We start from the raw sequence: 17656 nt of genomic DNA on the forward strand, positions 1-17656 counted from the left end.
TGTTGTCACGCTTGCTTACCGACATGACCCACTAGCGACATTGTTAGCCATGGCTATGTTACTTGGCATATATAAACTTTATTTTTTAATGACTTAGCGTTTTAAAATAAAAAAGCGTGCTAGGATTCCACGCCTCTAGAGGCGCCTCATATCCTTCGCCAGGCGCCGTCATGTCACCACGAGAATAGTTGCCCATGACGCCTTTTGCCCTGGTTTTTCTCGCGTTTTCCATGTCTGCCGATGCCTTCGCCGCCTCTATCAGTAAAGGGGCGGAATTGAAACGTCCGCGGTTTCGTCATGCCGTGGGCATTGGCCTGGTATTTGGTGTGATCGAAGCGATCACGCCAATGATTGGCTGGGTAGCGGGGGTAGCCTCCCAGCGTTTCGTGCAAGCCTGGGATCATTGGGTGGCCTTTGCGCTGCTGACGGCCATCGGCGCGCATATGATAAGCGCAGGCCTCAAGAAAGAGGAGACGATAGCGCATCGCAAGCAGACGCTCTGGCTGCTGGTACTCACCGCTACGGCCACCAGCATCGATGCCATGGCGGTAGGCGCGAGCCTCGCCTTCATCGATGCCGATATCATCGTCACGAGTCTCGCCATTGGCCTGGCGACCACCCTGATGGCCTCGGCCGGCACACTCCTGGGCCATAAGCTGGGCAAGTTCGTCGGCCACTGGGCGGAGCTGATCGGCGGCGTGGTGCTGATCGGCATCGGTTGCACGGTGCTGGCGGAACACACGGGGGTTTTTAGCTGAGGCGGGACTCAGGTCCGTCGATCGAGGAAAGCGCCATGTGCAAAAGCGGATAAGGCTTGCCCAGCCCGTCCACCGGCGAGCGGTCCCTCACCTCAAAGCCCAGATGGCGGTAGAACCCGAGCGCCAGCTCGTTTTGCTCGTTCACATCGACCTTGCGTACGCCCTGAACGTCAATGGCATGCTCGACCAACGCGGTGCCGATACCCTGGCCGCGTGCAGACGGGTCGATGAACAGCATTTCGAGCTTGTCGCCACCTACTCCGCTGAAGCCTTTGATTTCCCCGCCGGGCGCGCGTGCCACTTGCAACGTCAGGGTAGTGATGAACTGCTCGAAGATCAGCGGCTTGAGCATCAACAGATCCTCTTCGGCGAGAAAATCGTGGGTGGCGCGTACCGAGTCCTCCCAGAGCGCGATCAGCGCCGGGTAGTCCGCCTGCCTGGCCGTTTCTATTTCGATGTTGTCCGCCTTGATGGCTGCTTTGGAGGGCGGCTTCACTTCGATAAACCAGGCCGGGTGCATGGCGTCGAAGTCGGTACGAATATTGCTGGGCAGGTAGCTGGCGGAATCCAGCACTAACGGCTGGCCGCCTACGCGCTTGAACACTACCCAGTGCCAGAAGTGCTTGCCCGCTACTTGATGCGGTTTTATAGCTAAAAGCGCTAAATCCGGCAGGGTCTGCCAAGATTCAAACGGGATTTCCTGCGACGATGTGTTTACACCCGCCTGTGCCAGCATTTTCCGCACATAGTGAGTATCGGACCAAAGCGACTCATCCTCGGCGTGAATGCCCATCTCGTTGGCGATGGCTTTCATCTCGGGATAAGTCTTGCCCAGAATATTGGCGACCGAGGCGATGCCGCAGCCAGTGGTTTCTTCTTGAATGACGGGGTTAAGCACTTTTCTTTCTCTTTCTGGGAGAGTACTTGGGGAGATTACTTGGGAGAGTATCTGAGAGAGTAGCGAGATGATAGCCAGATCAAGGTTGGCAACGTCTTGCTACTTGTTCAAACGGATACCAGCCATTGCCAGTATTTCCTCGGTAGGCACATGTACCAGATCGGCGGCGGAACGGTTCGAGGCGCGAATTGCCTGCTCAGCGATAAAAGTGCCCGCGCGGTAGCCGATCCAGCGCCGCCCATCCTCGTGCTGGATCATCCACGGGTAGTAAGGCGCCGTGACGGGAAGTGCCAACAGCTCATCGACCCAGTCGCGGACATTATTCGGATATTCGCCCCAAGGTGCCGAGCGACCGCCCACGTCACGTTCGAACACCGTGGCCAAGCCTTCGCTGACCACGCCTTCCATAAAGGTCGTGCGCGGCTCGTCGCGGTAGATCACCCAGCCTCTGGCCAGATGATGCAGCTCGTGAAACAGCGTATAGCGAAGCTGTTCACGAGCAATACTGGCGATGCTCTCCTCCCGGTCAGGGTCTACCGTCCAGCCGACGCGAGTGGCGGAAATCGCAAGGCCCATTTCGCCGGTTTCGGGGATCACCAGCCTGCCGGTTTCGCAGGCAAGTTCGATATCTTTCGCCAACATGGGCAGATGCGCGTGCACCAGAGAGCCCGTGGCGGCGCAAACCGACTCGATGGCGTGGCGTGCCTCGTCCGAGAAGTGGCGTTGATCGCGGGTATCCAGAAACAGCGGTGTGATCATGAAAATTCTTTCAAGCCCTGTGACTAAGCGAAGTTCCATACGTTTTTAGGAGTGAAACTCCCCCAAGGGTCTTCGTCGTTGAAGGGGCCGACGTAAAGCACCTTGTCTTCGCGCACCACCCATTCCAGGCCGTGCTCGGGTTCCCAGTCACACTCAAGCTCCAGATGCACCACCGGCGTCTGTTTTTCCGGGCAGGGCACGATCAGCACCTGCGGTGTGACGAGCTTCAGTACGTCCCGCGGGGCAGCGAACTCGATCAACGGCTCACCCACCTCGCTCAAAAAAGCGTCGCAGTAATGCACCGTGGATCGACACAGATGCTCGACGACCTCATCACTTAACTGGTTTAGATGCACGGCGCAGCGCCTGGCGAATACGAGGTCAGCATCGGCTGCGAAAAGTGTGACGACCTGATCGAACAGGGCGCTGTACACCTTCCCTTCCAGGCCATCCTCGCCCTCAGTAAGGCGAATGTCCTCTTGCGACATGTGCTGCGTCATCTTCCACTCCCGTGCAAGTATTACCAGTAAATCTGTCTTATAAGGCGTCTTGTCGAACGCCATACATGCTAATAGAAAAGCGCGGTCAGGACTGCCCCTGCCGCGCTTGCCAATCACTTTTTCATCCGCTCTGGTTTGAACCTTAGCGATGCAAATCGAACCGGTCGTTCTCCATCACCTTGACCCAGCCAGACACGAACTTGTCGATCATGTGGCGCTCGCCGCCGTTGGCCGCGAACTCCTCGGCAATGGCACGCAGCTGCGAGTTGGAGCCGTAGACCAGATCCACCCGTGAAGCGGTCCATCTGGTTTCACCACTGTTGCGGTCACGGCCCACGAAGCGCTCTTCCTCGTCATCCATCGGCTCCCAGACGGTACCCATGTCGACGAGATTGACGAAGAAGTCGTTGGTCAGCTGGCCCAGGCGGTCGGTGAAGACGCCATCGGTATTGTCGTCACCGGCGTTGGCGCCAATGACCCGCAGGCCGCCCACCAGTGCCGCCATCTGGGGAGCGCTCAGGTTCAGCATGAACGCCCGGTCGATCATCAGGTGCTCGGCGGGGATGGAGGTGGACTGCGCCTGCATGTAGTTACGAAACGCATCGTGGCGAGGCTCGAGATACGCCTGGGTGCTTGTCTCGGTCATTTCCTGGGTGGCATCGGTACGCCCGGGCGTGAACGGCACCGTGAGCGTATGCCCGGCGGCGTTTGCAGCCATTTCCACGCCCACGCTGCCGGCCAGCACGATCAGGTCCGCCAGCGAGATGTTGGCCTCCGCGCTCGCCTTGATCGACTCGAGCTGTTCGAGCACCTGCGGCACGCCGGAGCGCACGTTGATGTCCCAGCCGGCTTGCGGCTCCAGACGAATACGTGCGCCGTTGGCGCCGCCGCGGTGATCGGTCTGGCGGTAGGTACACGCCGAGGCCCAGGCGGTGCCGACGAGCTGCCTGGCGCTCAGCCCCGTATCGGCGATCTGGCGTTTCAGCGTGGCGATCTGTTCGTCCGACACCAGAGGCCCTTCGTGCTCGGGCACCGGGTCCTGCCAGACGAGCATTTCCGCAGGCACCTGCGGGCCCAGGTAGCGCTCGCGCGGGCCCATGTCGCGGTGCAAAAGCTTGTACCAGGCGCGGGCGAACTCGTCGGCCAGCACGTCCGGGTTTTCGCGGTACTCCTTCGAGATTTTCAGGTAGTCCGGGTCGACGATCATCGCCATGTCGGCGGCGGTCATCACCGGCGGGTTCTTTCGGCCTTCCACGTGGGCATCCGGCACCCAGAAGCCGTCCTTCACTTCCACCGGCTGCCACTGGTTGGCGCCAGCGGGAGACTTCGTGACCTCCCACTCGTGAGAGAAGATGGTTTCGAGGTAGGTGTTGTCCCACTTGGTGGGCGTGGGCGTCCAGGCACCTTCGAGACCGGAGGTAATGGTGTACTCGCCAAGGCCGGTTTCGTGCTTGTTGGCCCAGCCCACGCCCTGCTCATGAAGTTTGGCCTCTTCCGGCGCGCCGCCCACGGCATCCGCCGGGCCGTTGCCGTGCATCTTGCCGAAGGTGTGCCCGCCCACGGTGAGTGCGACGGTTTCGCGGTCGTTCATGCCCATGCGGGCGAAGGTCTCGCGCACGTCCCTGGCGGACTTCGCCGCGTCCGGCACGCCGTTAGGGCCTTCGGGGTTGACGTAGATCAGCCCCATCTGCACGGCGGCAAGCGGGTTGTCGAGCAGGCGGTTATCCTCTTCGAAGCTGCCGGTGTAGCGCTCATCCTTGGTGCCCAGCCATTCGGCTTCCGGCCCCCAGTAGATGTCATCCTCCGGCGCCCAGATATCCGAGCGGCCAAAGCCGAACCCGAAGGTCTTGAAGCCCATGGTTTCCAGCGCCCGGTTGCCGGCGAGTACCAACAGATCCGCCCAGGAGAGCGACTCGCCATACTTTTTCTTGATCGGCCACAGAAGGCGGCGCGCCTTGTCCAGGTTGCCGTTGTCCGGCCAGCTGTTGAGCGGGGCGAAGCGCTGGGCGCCGGTACCGCCGCCGCCGCGGCCGTCGATCGCCCGGTAAGTGCCCGCCGCGTGCCAGGACATGCGGATGAAAAACGGGCCGTAGTGGCCCCAGTCCGCCGGCCACCAGGCCTGGGAGTCGGTCATCAGCGCATCCACATCGGCGCAGAGTTCATCCACATCGAGCTTCGCGAACGCATCGCCGTAGCGGAAACCTTCACCAAAGGGATTGGCGTCGGGGTGTTTCTGGTGCAGAACATTGAGATTGAGCTGGTCGGGCCACCAGTGCTCGTTACCCTGCAGGCGCGGCGTGGTACGCGCGCCCCACTCCTGGCGTTTAGGCGTTTGCTCGGACACGTTACTCTCCTCGACTAGATGATGGGGCTTACCCAAGTGTTCATGCCGATGGGTCTGGATTTTTCAGAAACCGTCAACACCGCCAGAGCTGCGGCAGAATGCACTGAAAGGCTTTGCAAGCCGTCATGTTAATGAAGGATTCGACCTTGAAACCATCCACTTACAGTGAAGGATTCAACAACGGGGGCGTCAAGGTGATCAATGTTAAGTAAGCCATTCGAAAACGGCCCACAAGGAATGCCGCACAACGGATCAGCGAAGGCCAATGCAGGCTATAAGCAAGACAAAAGCACTGGCCCCGCCATCATTCAACGGTTAGCGAGCATCTTTCTGATTTCGTCGTTCAGCTCCCGGAACACATGACGAGGGCTGACCTCATCAAGCATTTCGACAATTCGCTGGGTTTGCGCGGTCGTCAGCTCGCGGTTGCCGGTCAGGCTTTCAAGCTTGACCTTGACCACATGGTTGCGAATTTCCTCTTCCGAAGCATGGTTGGCCACCATGTCAGAAATCACCTTGCTGCCCTTGGCGAACTGGATGAAATCCTTGTTGAGCAACTCATAGGAGAGCTCACCCTTGCGGTTGGTATAGGCCTTCACGATCGCCTCATACTCGGCGCTATCCACGGTGGCAAGCTCTTCCTCGGTTTCCTCCTGAGCGCTTGCGTCTTCTTTCTCGCCGCTGAGCTTGACCTTGCCGCGCCGCGAATAGGGCATGCCCGAGGTCAGCTCCATGGCTTCCTGAAAGGCTTCAAGGGGAAACAGCGTCAGGTCGGTATGGTGGGAAGGATCAGGCTCTCCCGACTTGCGGTTGACGGTCGCCATGCCTGGCTGGTCAGTATCGTAGCGCATGATGACGACGCCCGAATGGCCGCCCCGCAATTTCTGACGGTAAGCGGCGGCTTCTATCGTGGACAGTTCCACCATGATGGTTCTGATCATGAACAATTCCTTTTCGAGAAGGTTATCCAACGCTGGCCTGCATGACTCAAGAACAGGCACAGCGTTCATTAACCTTAGCAGAACTATCGCAGACCGGGTTTCTCTGCCCTTACTGGCTTTCCAAACCCTTCAGCAGCTCGTCATGGAAGCGCTCCGGCGCCTGAATCTGCGGGGAGTGACCAAGCTCCGGGAACTCGACCAGCGTCGCCTGAGGGATGGCATCGCGCGCCTGCTCGCCCAATACCTCGTACCGGCCCAGCGTATCCTGCACCTCTTCCGGCGCCCGGTCTTTACCGATGGCGGTATTGTCCTGCTCGCCAATGAGCAGCAGCGTGGGCACCTGGAGCTCACCAAACTCGTGCACGACCGGCTGGGTGAAGACCATGTCCGAGGTCAGCGCCTGGTTCCAGGCAACGCGCTCGCCATCTTCACCGGCGTACATGCCCGCCAGCATCTCGACCCAGCGGTCGTACTCGGGCTCCCAGGTGTCGACGTAGTAGGTGGAGCGCTGGTAGTCGCGAATGCCGTCCGCAGTGGTCTCGAGCTCGCTCGCGTAACCATCATCGATACTTTGATACGGCACGCCCAGCGCTTTCCAGTCTTCCAGGCCAATCGGGTTGACCATGACCAGCAGCTCGGTCTGCTCCGGGTACATCAGCGCGAAGCGGGTAGCGAGCATGCCACCCATGGAGTGGCCCATCACGGTAGCGTTTTCGATGCCCAGCTCGTCGAGTAGCGAGTGTGTGTTGTGAGCAAGCTGATGGAAGCTGAACTGATAGTGCTCGGGCTTGGTGGATTTGCAGAAACCGATCTGATCCGGGGCGATGACGCGATAGCCGGCACCGGTCAGCGCCTTGATGGTGGCCTCCCAGGTGCCCGCGCAGAAGTTCTTGCCGTGCATCAGCACCACCGTACGGCCGTTGGCGCTGCCCTCTTCCGGTTGAACGTCCAGATAGGCCATCTGCATATCCTGGCCCTGGGATTCGAACTCGAAGCGCTCGACCGGGTAGGCGTAGTCGAAGCCGGAGAGTTCGCCGTCGAACGTGGGAGTATCGTCAGCAAAAACGCTGCCGGTCGTGCCTACTGCAAGGGCGGCGCCGATAGCGCTTGCCAGCAGCGCGCGGGGGAAGGTGGGGCTTGCCATTGGAAATATCCTCTCATCCATGAATGGGTTACACCGATGAGTATGGCAAGCCTGGAATGAATGCGCCTGGAACGCCCCGCCCCAAAACCCGGCAAAACGTCTTACTTCCTGAACGTATCGATATACAGCGCTTCTACTTTATCCCGCGCCCACGGCGTTTTACGCAGGAACTTCAGCGAGGATTTGATGGAGGGATCGTTGTAGAAACAGTTAATGCGAATTCGTTCGTACAAGCCTTCCCAGCCGTAATGCTCGATCAGGCGGGTCACGATCTTTTCAAGCGTCAAACCGTGCAAGGGGTTGTTGGGTTGCGCAAGGGTCATCAAGTCATTTCCGGTGTGTATGCCAAAGGGCCAATGGGATATTTTAACAGAGAAGCCTTCAGAGCTTACGAAAGTCGCCCATGGTCGAGCCTGCGCCGCTGCATTACCATTGAAACAGTTTCCATTACCTCCGGCAGGCATCCTCATGCGCACATTCTCCCGCAAGAAACAGATTCTAGGCCTTATCGGCTGGCTGGTACTGGCCTACCTTGCCGCCGCCATTGGCGCGGTGGCCTCCATCAACGCGGCGGCGTTTTACGAAAGCCTTCAGCAGCCCGCCTGGGCGCCGCCCACTTGGCTGTTCGGGCCGATGTGGACGACGCTCTACGGGCTGATGGGCATCGCCGCCTGGCTTGCCTGGCGCGAGCGCGGTGCGCGGCCGGCGTTAACCGTCTTCGTGGTGCAACTGGCGCTCAACGCGCTGTGGAGCTGGCTGTTCTTTGTCTGGAATCTGGGCGCTATTTCATTCATCGGCACAGTGGCGCTGTGGGTATTGATACTGGTGACGCTGGGAATGTTCTGGCGACTGAAGGTGTTGGCCGGGGTGTTGCTGGTGCCTTACTTGGCCTGGGTGAGCCTGGCCTGTGCGCTGACCTGGAGCGTCTGGCAGCTGAATCCACAAGTTTTCGGATAATTGCGCAGTTGTATTGATGTATTCATATGCTCGTTATTAGACAAGGGGTAAACAGCCCTCTTTCCCTTCTATCTCGTCAAGAACTAAAGAGGGCAAAATCAGGGCAGCTCTATCAACAAGCTAAAGCTGGCAACTCACAGCCATGGCCATAGCGCCTAACCGTTCATGACTCTGAATCGCCCCGGGTTTCGTAGACACTTCCAGGCCTTATACTAAAGGCATCTAGGAGGATCCATGAGCCGTCCCCGTTACACTGAAGAATTCAAAATCGAAGCCGTTAAGCAGATGGTAGAGCGTGGCCATCGCGTTGCCGAGGTCGCTGAGCGGTTAGGCGTGTACAGCGTACTTCGCCAGGGAGTCCGATTGAGGTACGCTTTATTCAAAAGCATGCGGGCCAATATCCGGTATGTCACTTGTGCCGCATGATGGTCGTGCACCCTAGCGGCTACTACGCATGGTGCAAAAAAGCTCTGTCTAATCGAGACCGGGAGGATCAGCGCCTTTTGGGACTGATCAAGCATGCGTGGCTTGAAAGCGGGGATGTATATGGCTATCGCAAGGTCTACCAGGATTTGCGTGAGGCTGGCGAAGCCTGCGGTAAGCACCGAGTGGTCCGCCTGGTGCGTAGAGAAGATTTACGCTCTCAGACCGGCTATCGACGACGCCCTGGCTACTATGGCGGTGGAAAACCGGCGGTTGTATCCCCTAACCATTTAGACCGTCAGTTTGAAGTAACAGCGCCAAATATTGCTTGGGTGACGGACATCACGTACATCCGCACTTACGAAGGCTGGCTTTACTTAGCGGTAGTTATCGACCTGTTTTCTCGTCAAGTGGTTGGCTGGTCGATGAAGTCACGTATGTACCACTGAGTTGGTACTGGATGCTTTGTTATCAGCAGTCTGGCGACGCAAGCCACAAGGAACGGTGATGGTGCATTCGGATAAAGGAAGCCAGTTTAGCAGTGGAGACTGGCAAAACTTTTTGAAAGCTAATCACCTGGTGGGCAGCATGAACCGACGGGTAACTGTTATGACAACGCCGTTGCTGAAAGCTTCTTTCAACTCCTCAAGCGAGAGCGAATCAAGCGATAGATGTATTCGACACGCGAAGCGGCTAGACGCGACGTGTTCAATTACATTGAAATGTTCTACAACCCAACGCGCCGACACGGCACAAGTGATAACTTGTCACCGGTGGAGTATGAAAGGCGTTACTTTAAGAGCCTAACGGGTGTCTAGAATATCCGGGGCGATTCACTCATCATTCGTTTGAATGGCGGAGGATATCTCTCACCTCCATTAATGCAAATCCCAATAGATTCAGGCCGCTCCATCGGTTTGGATTTTCAATATCGGGATGGTCAACGGCCAGGCCTACGCCCCAAATATTATCAACGGGGCTTGCTTCAACCAATACTCTATCGCCGGTGTTTAACAGAAACGTTTTGAGATCATGGTTCTGATCAAATTTTAAATAGTTGGCTTTAACTACGATATCAAATCGGTGCTCTATCCAAACTGACTCATCAAAGCTTCTGATCTCACGACCTAATGCCTTTGCCTTACCGGGATTAGATGCATGAATAATCTTTTCATGCGTCTCAGAGTCATTAAACAACCTCGCTTTCTCAGCCATCATAAAATGTTCGGCGGTCAAATACGTCACGCCATCAGTCTCAAAAGCCGATGTGTACCATTGACTAAAGCAGGTTTTAGAAACCTCAGCGCCCTTCCTCTGATGCCCCCAGAAAAACAAGTATTTAATATTATTACCGCCATTTACATACTTTTTAAGTGCTTCAATCGTTCTAATTCTCATCATAAAACCTGTTCTTTAAATTTTATCTATATAGTATATAGCTACCAACCATAGATTCACAAGACCACACTTGAACGAACTAAACCGTTTTAAACGCTATATCGTTCGAATTATTACTCATTTTCGCATGATAGTTTGAGCATTGAATGCAATACTTTATTTAACCAGAGACCTTGGAGCGATAATGGTTAACAAGGCCATGGCGAATTCTTATTACCTCATCTTTTCCGCGTGAAAGATAAAACGTTCGCTCAACACCATTCTCTTCAAATCTCGCACGACAAATCGTTGACGACTCAGTAAGCGCCGAACGCTTGGAGCGATACTTTTTTACTTCGCACTCATCAAAAGCGACATCCGTGATGACGGTTTCAGGATAGGGGTAAAATATCTCTGAAACAGACACAAGAAGTACTAGCACGAATAATATTGATTGGGCATGAACCTTGATGGGAACAGGGTTCACCGTATCATCCGGAATTTTAAACACCCACCAAAAACCAAAAACATATGCACCAATGATTATTGAAATGAAAACGTAAACAGCATAATCATGCGGTATCAGTAAAATAGGCAGTGTATCTGCTAAAGACATAGCAAAGCATACTGGCCAGATCGCCATCATAAGCAGGAACATCGCCATACTTTTAGCCTTACATGTAGCACCAAAGAGCGACACCAGTATCATTGAAGAGATTGCCCAGAAAAAAAACAATCCTACAGGTATACCAAAAGCTACCACTGCAATTAGAAAGGCAAGGTCTAATGGAAAAAACAACAGAGATATTATGTAGGCAGGAAAGCCTATAACAAGCAGAAAGGGCAATACAATAAGGGAGCGTAAAAGTAGCCGATTAACTGGCTTAGTGACATACTTGACCGGCCTCGCCACCGACATGTCTATATAGTTATTAGGTTGCTGGGCTGAATCATCCACATGCTTCTCCACCTACACATTCCTCGCTTGACTTGATCAGTTGTTTTGCTTCCTTGAGTAAAACATCGTATGCGCTCAGTATACATGAAGTTGTGATTTCAGCCATTTGAAATCATAAACCACATTCACGACCTACATTCGCATAAAGAATCAAATTACGAGAACCGCGCTTGATGGCAAAAGCATTGTGCTCAGATCATTTTGCACTTGCACGATAAAGGTTTTGCCGCCGTTATCGTACTGTTGGGTATATTTGGTTAAATCGCTAGCTTGAGTGGCCTGACCAAGACACCTTTCAAGCAGGGCTTTTGGAACGGCTCTTCCGTGAATTTTCCCACATGCCGTCCACTTGTGGACTCTTCAACACTGACTCCAACAAATGATACACGCAAGCATACTAGTTAAATACTTGGACATGGTACTCGCCTGCGAGGCCAAAGCATAAAAGCTATTTCAATCATACGGGACCTTATATTAAGCGCTACCTAACGCCATAGGTATCGAGCGCAGACGCGATTTGAGCCTCTTCAGTTGTTTCATTGGGATAAAGGAGATAACTCGGGGCAACGATGGGCGCGACCTCGGTGACACACACGACGAACACGCTGCGGATCGGGTAGCGCTCTCCCGCCATCGCTTCAAGCGGCTTTACCCAATGCGAATACTCTGAGGCTGAGCGCCTGATGTCGGTAGCTTCGCCCACGATCTTGAAACCCTTTTGCGCGAACACGTCCACAAGGCTCAGACATACCTGCGGATTGATCCGGATATTGCGGGCCGACTGCGGCGAGGCGATATTGGCAATAACGATGTGCTCGTCATCTGCCACCGCGAATATTTCCTTGGGCGAAACGTTCGGCTGGCCCTGTTCATCGCAGGTGGCCAACCAACAGAGCACGCTTTTTTGCATGGCTTCTTGGACATCATCAGTCAGCAGACGGAGCATAGTCTTGTATTGTCTCTTGTTTGTGTGCGGCTCGCACCGCTAATCGATGCTGCTTGGCATGACAGCTAATCACTGAAATGCCTTGTTAGAACTATATTACGAGTTCTGACGTTACACGCCAGCAGTAGTCATGCAGAGCTTTTCGCACTGCATTACCATTGAAGCCGTTTTTTCCACTTTAGCAGGCACTCATATGACGTGCACACTCTCCCGCAAGAAACAGATTCTGGGCCTTATCGGCTGGCTGGTACTGGCCTACCTTGCCGCCGCCATTGGCGCGGTGGCCTCCATCAACGCGGCGGCGTTTTACGAAAGCCTCCAGCAGCCCGCCTGGGCGCCGCCCACTTGGCTCTTCGGGCCGATGTGGACGACGCTCTACGGGCTGATGGGCATCGCCGCCTGGCTTGCCTGGCGCGAGCGCGGTGCGCGGCCGGCGTTAACCGTCTTCGTGGTGCAACTGGCGCTCAACGCGCTGTGGAGCTGGCTGTTTTTCGTCTGGAATTTGGGCGCCATTTCCTTCATCGCCACGTTGGTCCTATGGGTATTGATTCTGGTGACGCTCTTGATGTTCTGGCGGCTCAAGAGGTTGGCGGGCATTTTGCTCGTGCCCTATCTCGCCTGGGTGAGCCTTGCCTGCGCGCTGACCTGGAGCGTGTGGCAGCTCAATCCGCAGGTATTCGGGTAATGAGCGCCTGAGCGTGACGTTGGACGGAATAATCTCTAAACAGAGGTCGGCCACAGCTTCCTGAAGCACCCAACTGACCACTTCAACTATAAATAGGGGGATTATCACGCATGAGACTCAAGCAACGTACAGCTCTCATTACCGGCGGAGCCAGCGGAATCGGGTTAGCAACGGTCGAACGCTTTCTTTGCGAAGGCGCGAGCGTGGCACTGCTGGACCGGGATAGACATGCGCTGACCAGGGAATGCAATCGGCTCAAGCGCGAAAACGGCGCGACGGTGATAGGTCTAGAGGCTGATGTAGCTGACGCGACAGCCATCGATCATGCAGTCGCTCAGGTCGGCGATGCCTTGGGGCGGATCGATATTGTCATCAATGCCGCCGGGGTCAACGTTTTCTCAGATCCGCTCGAAACCGATGACGCCACCTGGCGGCGCTGCCTGTCGATCAATCTGGAAGGCGCATGGCGAGTCATTCAGGCCGCGCTACCCGGCATGCTGGCCCGCGAGTACGGCCATATCGTCAATATCGCCTCGGTTCACGGGCACAAGATTATCCCCGGCGCCTTCCCGTACCCGGTCGCCAAGCACGGCCTGATCGGCCTGACCCGCTCACTGGGCATCGAATATGCGGCGCGCGGTATCCGCGTCAATTCCATTTCACCCGGCCTGATTCGCACGCCGCCCGCTCAGGCCTGGCTGGACGGACTAACCGAAGCCGAACGCCAACACCAGGTGGACCTGCTGCCGTGCCGACGCATCGGTGAGGCCGAGGAGGTCGCCAACACGGCGCTGTTTCTCGCCAGCGACGAAGCACGCTTTATCAATGCCACCGATATCTTGATTGATGGTGGTCGCAGTCAGGTTTATCACTCGTGACGCGATTGCTGACTGGCAACCTTCGGCGGCGATGGAAATACGACATCGGCGGGGCTCGCGGTGCAGTTTGCCGTGCTCATAACGCTTGGATGGTTGGGGCGGTACCAGCCCGGAGATAAGTCGACTCGGGCCGTTGAATGATCAAGCGCCCCAAGCAAAGCATCTGACTGGCGTTAAAGTAAGCGCGTGAGTAGAAAGTTGTTGTCTACCGCCTATCCATGTACGACAATCCGTACAGTACAATATTACGTACAGGAGTATTATTATGGATGCTATTAGCTATACCGCCGCCAGAAGCCACTTGGCCAAGACCATGGAACAGGTGTGCGAGGATCATTCACCTGTCATCATCACGCGTAGCAAAGCGCCTTCGGTGGTCATGCTTTCGCTTGAAGATTTCGAAGCGCTACAGGAAACCGCTTATCTACTGCGTTCACCCAATAACGCACGCCGTTTGATGGACTCCATGGCCGAGCTGGAGCAAGGCGGCGGTCAGGAAAAGGAGCTGCTTGAGTGAAACTCGTTTTTGCCGAGAACGCCTGGGAAGACTACTTGTACTGGCAGAAAACCGATAAGAAGATTCTTGGCCGCATCAACAAGCTGATCAAGGAAATTCAACGGCAGCCCTTCGAGGGAGTGGGAAAACCCGAACCGCTCAAGCATGGCTTTGCGGGCTACTGGTCTCGGCGAATCAACGACGAACATCGGATCGTTTATAAGGTGGCGGTTGATTGGCTGCTGATTGCCCAACTTCGATATTATTATTGATTCGCTGCCGGGAGCACCCATATTATTCACTGAATTTCGGGGTTGCATAACGCCCGGCTTTGCGCCAATTTCTCCACCGCTAAGCGATGGAGAAACTGTCCGACAACAGCAGCTGGCTATGTATTTCCTGAAGCAAATAATACGGCGTTTCTTATGGCACCCATATATAACTTAAACACTTTAATATTTGAGGAAAGATCAGAAAAAGAAACATCTATAGCATTGTCATTATGATGAATAATGTTATTCCGCTTGTTAACTACAGTATTGATTAAATCCTTATTTTTATTAAATCCATCTTCTTTCGAAAGATCAATTCCTAAAAGCCGATAAGCTTTTAGAGTCTTGTATGGATTCGCAGACAGCCCATCAGAGATGTCCCTCTTGCTCGAGGGATAATCAGCATTCTCAAAAGCAAGGTCCTTATCTTTTGGGTCCCTAGATGCTTTCCAACAAATGAAGTTGTGAGGAATTCTGGCAATCCTTATTCTGCGATTGATTTCTTTCGCATATTCATAAGCCAAATCTTGAAGGTAAGCCTCTAAGTATGAACAAATATTTATCATGTATGACTTTACGAAAAAGTTAACGTTATCTGAGAAAAGATTATCTGGATTTTCAGATAAAACACGATCTTCAGATAGCTCTATAATTTCAAACAAATTGTCATATAGGCTTTGATATCTTCCGAACAGCTCATCAACTTTATCCTCCATTAATCGCAGTCTCCAAAAGCTCTGACCAGCTCTGTTTTCTTCTAAGAATAGATGATCTATTCTGTAATCCGCCAGAAAGCGTTCTTTTGAAATCGTCACTTTGACAAAGGGTTAAATAGGCACCTCTTATATTTTCTTTGTTTTCTTTCGCAATTTCAAAATCCAATCGCCCTACGGTTGGCATCAAAAGATCATAGTGAACTAGTCCCTTCCTTTTTCTTTCTGCTGCAGGATTGGTAAAGACGTTGTCGCCGAAAACTTCTATGCAATTTTTAAGAGCCTTATTAAAGCTCTCTCGATATTCACCTAGTGCATCGTCATCAAGTTCTGAATTTTGTTCCATATAGTCATCTAAGAAATCTTTGAGATTAGTATTAAAACCAGTTAGCTCCGGATCTTCAGAAAAGGCGAAAAAGCGCAGAACCTGCTCCTCCGATTCTAAACTATTCCTGTTAACATCAGAGTTTTCGGCTAGGCCGAACCTTGCGATAAAGGGAGTTTCCCCGAGCTCAACCAAAAGCTCATCCAGAGTACCTGGATATAGAGCATGCCGAATTTCTTGATCTGAAAGCTCTACAGCTCCTTGGTTTAGTCGTGAAAATATTTCCCGAACAAGGCTCTTTGGATTTTCCTTTCTTAGAATGATGCATCGTATCGTTGTAGTTTCTAACTCTGTCTGCAGTGCACCTAACTCAGAGAACTTTTTTCCCTCTAATTCTTTGAAGGTAGTCATACCCTCCAATGCAAATTCATCATTGAAAAACCGGGCTATCGTTGTGAGTCGCTGAACACCATCAATTACCATATGGCGTCCATCTTCATCTTCTGCGAAATAGCATGATGGGAGAGGTATCCTCATGAGGCATGACTCTATGAACCTTGAAGATCGTACCCAGCCATCTTTGTCCCATTTGTACTTTCTTTGAAAGTCTGGATCCAACTTCAACTTCGGCGGGGTTGACTGAATCCTGTTTACAAGCGTCTCAAATGGGTAGTCGATCGGATAGAGGTTTAGGGTTTTATCCTCAATATTTTCAGTCACTTGACTTCCTTATATTAAAATTTTCAATTCAATATACATAACAGTGATTATGCAGCGGCTACGAACAAATCTACCGCATTGATCTCAAATAAGGCAAAGCAAATTTTGGCAAAATATCCCCTTTTCGCGTGCTGACATGATTTGCAATTCTCAACAATACTGTATAAAAACACATTAACAGGACAGCAATGGCGCAACCACATGAAGCTGATGGACAGAGTCAGGTCTATCTTGCGGGTAAAGCGCTATAGCCTACGCGCCGAGAAAGCCTACTGCTATTGGATTCGCTTCTTCATCCATTTTCAGGGCATGCAGCATCCCATCATTATGACAGGGGTGAAGGTAAAGCAGTTTCTGGAGCATTTGGCGACAGAAAGGCACTTGGCAGCCGCCACACAGAATCAGACATTCAACGCGATCGTTTTTCTCTACCGCCACGTGCTGGGAAATGGGTTTGCGAAAATTAGAAGCCCACTAGGCTAATCGCTTCCTTGTGTGCGGCTATTAAAGCAACTTGCATCTCCCCCCGCCCCACCCTAGACTCCCCCAGACAACTGCTTGACGGGGTGCCGGTGAATCCGGCTGAGATGGCGCAGGGCGAGCTTAAAGCTTCCAAGCGCTGGTCCCGCTGAACCTGATCCGGCTAATGCGCTTGTTCAACAAGCGCGGGTACCGGCGTAGGGATCAAGCGATGGCGCCGGCTCGCTCTCTATGCACTTCATGCCTCCTCCGCGCCACTCCCTCGATCTTCTCGCCTGCCCTTCGGATCATCACCACCGGAGGATGTATGGGCTACTGCTTTACCGACCTGACCACCGCTTGCCAGGATGATTGGCGCGCTTACATCGAGCACGATTTCGTCCGCCAATTGGGAAGCGCCACGCTTCCTGAAGACGCCTTTCGCCACTACCTGAAGCAGGATTATCTGTTTCTGATCCACTTCGCCCGCGCCTACGCGTTGGCGGCCTACAAGAGTCCCACCCTTGCGGATTTGCGCCAGGCCCATGAGGGCATGAAAGCCATCGTGGATGTGGAGCTTGGGCTGCATATCGGCTTTTGTCGCGAGTGGGGCATTTCGGAAGAGGAACTGGCCGTGCTCCCTGAAGCTCGGGCGACGATGGCCTATACCCGCTACGTGCTGGATACCGGCAGCCGCGGTGATCTGCTCGATTTACACGTGGCGCTGGCACCGTGCCTGGTGGGCTACGGCGAGATCGCCAACTGGCTGAACGCCCAGAGTTCGACGGTGCGCGGTGGCGATAACCCGTTCGATGCGTGGATTGCCATGTACGAAGGCGAGGAGTTTCAAGCGGCGATGCGCACGGAGCTTGAGTGGCTGAATACGCGCCTGGCCGATGTCACCCCTGCGCGCTTTGCAGAGCTTGCCAAGATATTTCGCGATGCCACCCGCCTGGAGATCGACTTCTGGCAGATGGGCCTGGATCTGGCCGATTGATGCGCGGCATTGCTGCGTTTTCCGGTTTGCGGCTGGTATACACCGAAGGCACGCGGCCAGATATCCGCGTGCCGTTTCGTGAACTCCTGCTGTCGTCGATCAGTCA

General features: G+C 54.1%; 20 protein-coding genes, 1 pseudogene and 1 riboswitch. Of the genes and pseudogenes, 9 read left to right on the forward strand and 12 right to left on the reverse strand.

Annotated elements, in window-relative coordinates:
- Positions 1-194: 194 nt before the first annotated feature.
- Positions 195-758, forward strand: coding sequence for a manganese efflux pump MntP family protein (locus HW452_RS11580; protein ID WP_224106261.1), 564 nt, complete (start codon positions 195-197; stop codon positions 756-758).
- Here the strand turns inward: HW452_RS11580 and HW452_RS17660 are convergent.
- The 7 genes from HW452_RS17660 to HW452_RS11620 form a co-directional block, all read right to left on the reverse strand.
- A complete protein-coding gene (locus HW452_RS17660; protein WP_317986348.1) occupies positions 751-1656 on the reverse strand; it encodes an acetyltransferase in 906 nt (301 codons plus the stop codon). The genes HW452_RS11580 and HW452_RS17660 overlap by 8 nt on opposite strands.
- Before the next feature lie 99 nt (positions 1657-1755).
- Positions 1756-2415 (reverse strand): DUF2268 domain-containing putative Zn-dependent protease, encoded by a 660-nt coding sequence (locus HW452_RS11595; RefSeq protein ID WP_224106262.1) that lies wholly within the window; start codon positions 2413-2415, stop codon positions 1756-1758.
- A 23-nt stretch (positions 2416-2438) separates the two neighbouring features.
- Positions 2439-2915 carry a DUF6985 domain-containing protein gene (locus HW452_RS11600; RefSeq protein WP_224106263.1) on the reverse strand — a complete coding sequence of 159 codons (477 nt, stop codon included), beginning with the start codon at positions 2913-2915 and terminating at the stop codon, positions 2439-2441.
- A 142-nt stretch (positions 2916-3057) separates the two neighbouring features.
- The gene (gene katG / locus HW452_RS11605; RefSeq protein WP_224106264.1) at positions 3058-5259 is read right to left on the reverse strand and encodes a catalase/peroxidase HPI; all 2202 of its coding nucleotides are present in this window, start codon (positions 5257-5259) and stop codon (positions 3058-3060) included.
- 308 nt (positions 5260-5567) lie between these two features.
- Positions 5568-6200 (reverse strand): hypothetical protein, encoded by a 633-nt coding sequence (locus HW452_RS11610; protein WP_224106265.1) that lies wholly within the window; start codon positions 6198-6200, stop codon positions 5568-5570.
- 109 nt (positions 6201-6309) lie between these two features.
- Positions 6310-7344 carry an alpha/beta fold hydrolase gene (locus HW452_RS11615; protein ID WP_224106266.1) on the reverse strand — a complete coding sequence of 345 codons (1035 nt, stop codon included), beginning with the start codon at positions 7342-7344 and terminating at the stop codon, positions 6310-6312.
- A gap of 101 nt (positions 7345-7445) precedes the next feature.
- Positions 7446-7667 (reverse strand): VF530 family DNA-binding protein, encoded by a 222-nt coding sequence (locus tag HW452_RS11620; RefSeq protein WP_224106310.1) that lies wholly within the window; start codon positions 7665-7667, stop codon positions 7446-7448.
- A 145-nt stretch (positions 7668-7812) separates the two neighbouring features.
- On the opposite strand from HW452_RS11620, the gene HW452_RS11625 reads away from it, so the two are divergent.
- Together HW452_RS11625 and HW452_RS11630 are read left to right on the forward strand one after the other, a co-directional pair.
- Positions 7813-8301, forward strand: coding sequence for a TspO/MBR family protein (locus tag HW452_RS11625; RefSeq protein WP_224106267.1), 489 nt, complete (start codon positions 7813-7815; stop codon positions 8299-8301).
- Between the two features lie 234 nt (positions 8302-8535).
- Positions 8536-9542, forward strand: a pseudogene (locus HW452_RS11630) (IS3 family transposase).
- A 22-nt stretch (positions 9543-9564) separates the two neighbouring features.
- Here HW452_RS11630 and HW452_RS11635 read toward each other — a convergent pair.
- The 3 genes from HW452_RS11635 to HW452_RS11645 form a co-directional block, all read right to left on the reverse strand.
- Positions 9565-10125: an NADAR family protein gene (locus HW452_RS11635; protein WP_224106268.1), complete on the reverse strand. Its 561-nt coding sequence runs from the start codon at positions 10123-10125 to the stop codon at positions 9565-9567.
- 157 nt (positions 10126-10282) lie between these two features.
- Positions 10283-11059, reverse strand: a complete 777-nt coding sequence (locus tag HW452_RS11640) for a hypothetical protein (RefSeq protein ID WP_224106269.1) — start codon at positions 11057-11059, stop codon at positions 10283-10285.
- A 481-nt stretch (positions 11060-11540) separates the two neighbouring features.
- Positions 11541-12005, reverse strand: coding sequence for a pyridoxamine 5'-phosphate oxidase family protein (locus HW452_RS11645; protein ID WP_224106270.1), 465 nt, complete (start codon positions 12003-12005; stop codon positions 11541-11543).
- Between the two features lie 193 nt (positions 12006-12198).
- Between HW452_RS11645 and HW452_RS11650 the strand changes: the two genes are divergently transcribed.
- From HW452_RS11650 to HW452_RS11665, 4 genes are all read left to right on the forward strand, one after another.
- Complete coding sequence (locus HW452_RS11650) at positions 12199-12690, forward strand: TspO/MBR family protein (RefSeq protein ID WP_224106271.1); 492 nt, start codon at positions 12199-12201, stop codon at positions 12688-12690.
- A 110-nt stretch (positions 12691-12800) separates the two neighbouring features.
- Positions 12801-13568: an SDR family oxidoreductase gene (locus HW452_RS11655; RefSeq protein WP_224106272.1), complete on the forward strand. Its 768-nt coding sequence runs from the start codon at positions 12801-12803 to the stop codon at positions 13566-13568.
- 265 nt (positions 13569-13833) lie between these two features.
- Positions 13834-14085 carry a type II toxin-antitoxin system Phd/YefM family antitoxin gene (locus HW452_RS11660; RefSeq protein ID WP_224106273.1) on the forward strand — a complete coding sequence of 84 codons (252 nt, stop codon included), beginning with the start codon at positions 13834-13836 and terminating at the stop codon, positions 14083-14085.
- On the forward strand, positions 14082-14336 hold the full coding sequence (locus HW452_RS11665) for a Txe/YoeB family addiction module toxin (RefSeq protein ID WP_224106274.1): 255 nt from the start codon (positions 14082-14084) through the stop codon (positions 14334-14336). The genes HW452_RS11660 and HW452_RS11665 overlap by 4 nt, the downstream gene beginning before the upstream one ends.
- Positions 14337-14452: 116 nt before the next feature.
- On the opposite strand, the gene HW452_RS11670 is transcribed toward HW452_RS11665, so the two are convergent.
- Both HW452_RS11670 and HW452_RS11675 read right to left on the reverse strand, forming a co-directional pair.
- Positions 14453-15052 carry a HEPN domain-containing protein gene (locus HW452_RS11670; RefSeq protein ID WP_224106275.1) on the reverse strand — a complete coding sequence of 200 codons (600 nt, stop codon included), beginning with the start codon at positions 15050-15052 and terminating at the stop codon, positions 14453-14455.
- Entirely contained in the window at positions 15042-16094 is a 1053-nt protein-coding gene (locus HW452_RS11675; protein WP_224106276.1) for a GmrSD restriction endonuclease domain-containing protein, read from the reverse strand. Before HW452_RS11675 ends, HW452_RS11670 begins: the two co-directional genes overlap by 11 nt.
- 201 nt (positions 16095-16295) lie before the next feature.
- On the opposite strand from HW452_RS11675, the gene HW452_RS11680 reads away from it, so the two are divergent.
- On the forward strand, positions 16296-16577 hold the full coding sequence (locus tag HW452_RS11680; RefSeq protein WP_224106277.1) for a site-specific integrase: 282 nt from the start codon (positions 16296-16298) through the stop codon (positions 16575-16577).
- Between the two features lie 69 nt (positions 16578-16646).
- Positions 16647-16795: riboswitch (TPP riboswitch) on the forward strand.
- An 86-nt stretch (positions 16796-16881) separates the two neighbouring features.
- The gene (tenA, locus tag HW452_RS11685; protein WP_224106278.1) at positions 16882-17550 is read left to right on the forward strand and encodes a thiaminase II; all 669 of its coding nucleotides are present in this window, start codon (positions 16882-16884) and stop codon (positions 17548-17550) included.
- Positions 17551-17656 lie beyond the last annotated feature (106 nt).

It is taken from the genome of Vreelandella aquamarina (assembly GCF_020075495.1).
Classification (GTDB): domain Bacteria; phylum Pseudomonadota; class Gammaproteobacteria; order Pseudomonadales; family Halomonadaceae; genus Vreelandella; species Vreelandella aquamarina_A.

Coding starts and splice junctions, on each gene's coding strand:
- HW452_RS11650 (WP_224106271.1), top strand. CDS start 12,199: ATGACGTGCACACTCTCCCGCAAGAAACAGATTCTGGGCCTTATCGGC.
- HW452_RS11660 (WP_224106273.1), top strand. CDS start 13,834: ATGGATGCTATTAGCTATACCGCCGCCAGAAGCCACTTGGCCAAGACC.
- tenA (WP_224106278.1), top strand. CDS start 16,882: ATGGGCTACTGCTTTACCGACCTGACCACCGCTTGCCAGGATGATTGG.
- HW452_RS11595 (WP_224106262.1), bottom strand. CDS start 2,415: ATGATCACACCGCTGTTTCTGGATACCCGCGATCAACGCCACTTCTCG.
- HW452_RS11600 (WP_224106263.1), bottom strand. CDS start 2,915: ATGACGCAGCACATGTCGCAAGAGGACATTCGCCTTACTGAGGGCGAG.
- HW452_RS11620 (WP_224106310.1), bottom strand. CDS start 7,667: ATGACCCTTGCGCAACCCAACAACCCCTTGCACGGTTTGACGCTTGAA.
- HW452_RS11680 (WP_224106277.1), top strand. CDS start 16,296: ATGAAGCTGATGGACAGAGTCAGGTCTATCTTGCGGGTAAAGCGCTAT.
- HW452_RS11645 (WP_224106270.1), bottom strand. CDS start 12,005: ATGCTCCGTCTGCTGACTGATGATGTCCAAGAAGCCATGCAAAAAAGC.
- HW452_RS11580 (WP_224106261.1), top strand. CDS start 195: ATGACGCCTTTTGCCCTGGTTTTTCTCGCGTTTTCCATGTCTGCCGAT.
- HW452_RS11610 (WP_224106265.1), bottom strand. CDS start 6,200: ATGATCAGAACCATCATGGTGGAACTGTCCACGATAGAAGCCGCCGCT.
- HW452_RS11670 (WP_224106275.1), bottom strand. CDS start 15,052: ATGGAGGATAAAGTTGATGAGCTGTTCGGAAGATATCAAAGCCTATAT.
- HW452_RS11625 (WP_224106267.1), top strand. CDS start 7,813: ATGCGCACATTCTCCCGCAAGAAACAGATTCTAGGCCTTATCGGCTGG.
- HW452_RS11635 (WP_224106268.1), bottom strand. CDS start 10,125: ATGATGAGAATTAGAACGATTGAAGCACTTAAAAAGTATGTAAATGGC.
- HW452_RS11615 (WP_224106266.1), bottom strand. CDS start 7,344: ATGGCAAGCCCCACCTTCCCCCGCGCGCTGCTGGCAAGCGCTATCGGC.
- HW452_RS11655 (WP_224106272.1), top strand. CDS start 12,801: ATGAGACTCAAGCAACGTACAGCTCTCATTACCGGCGGAGCCAGCGGA.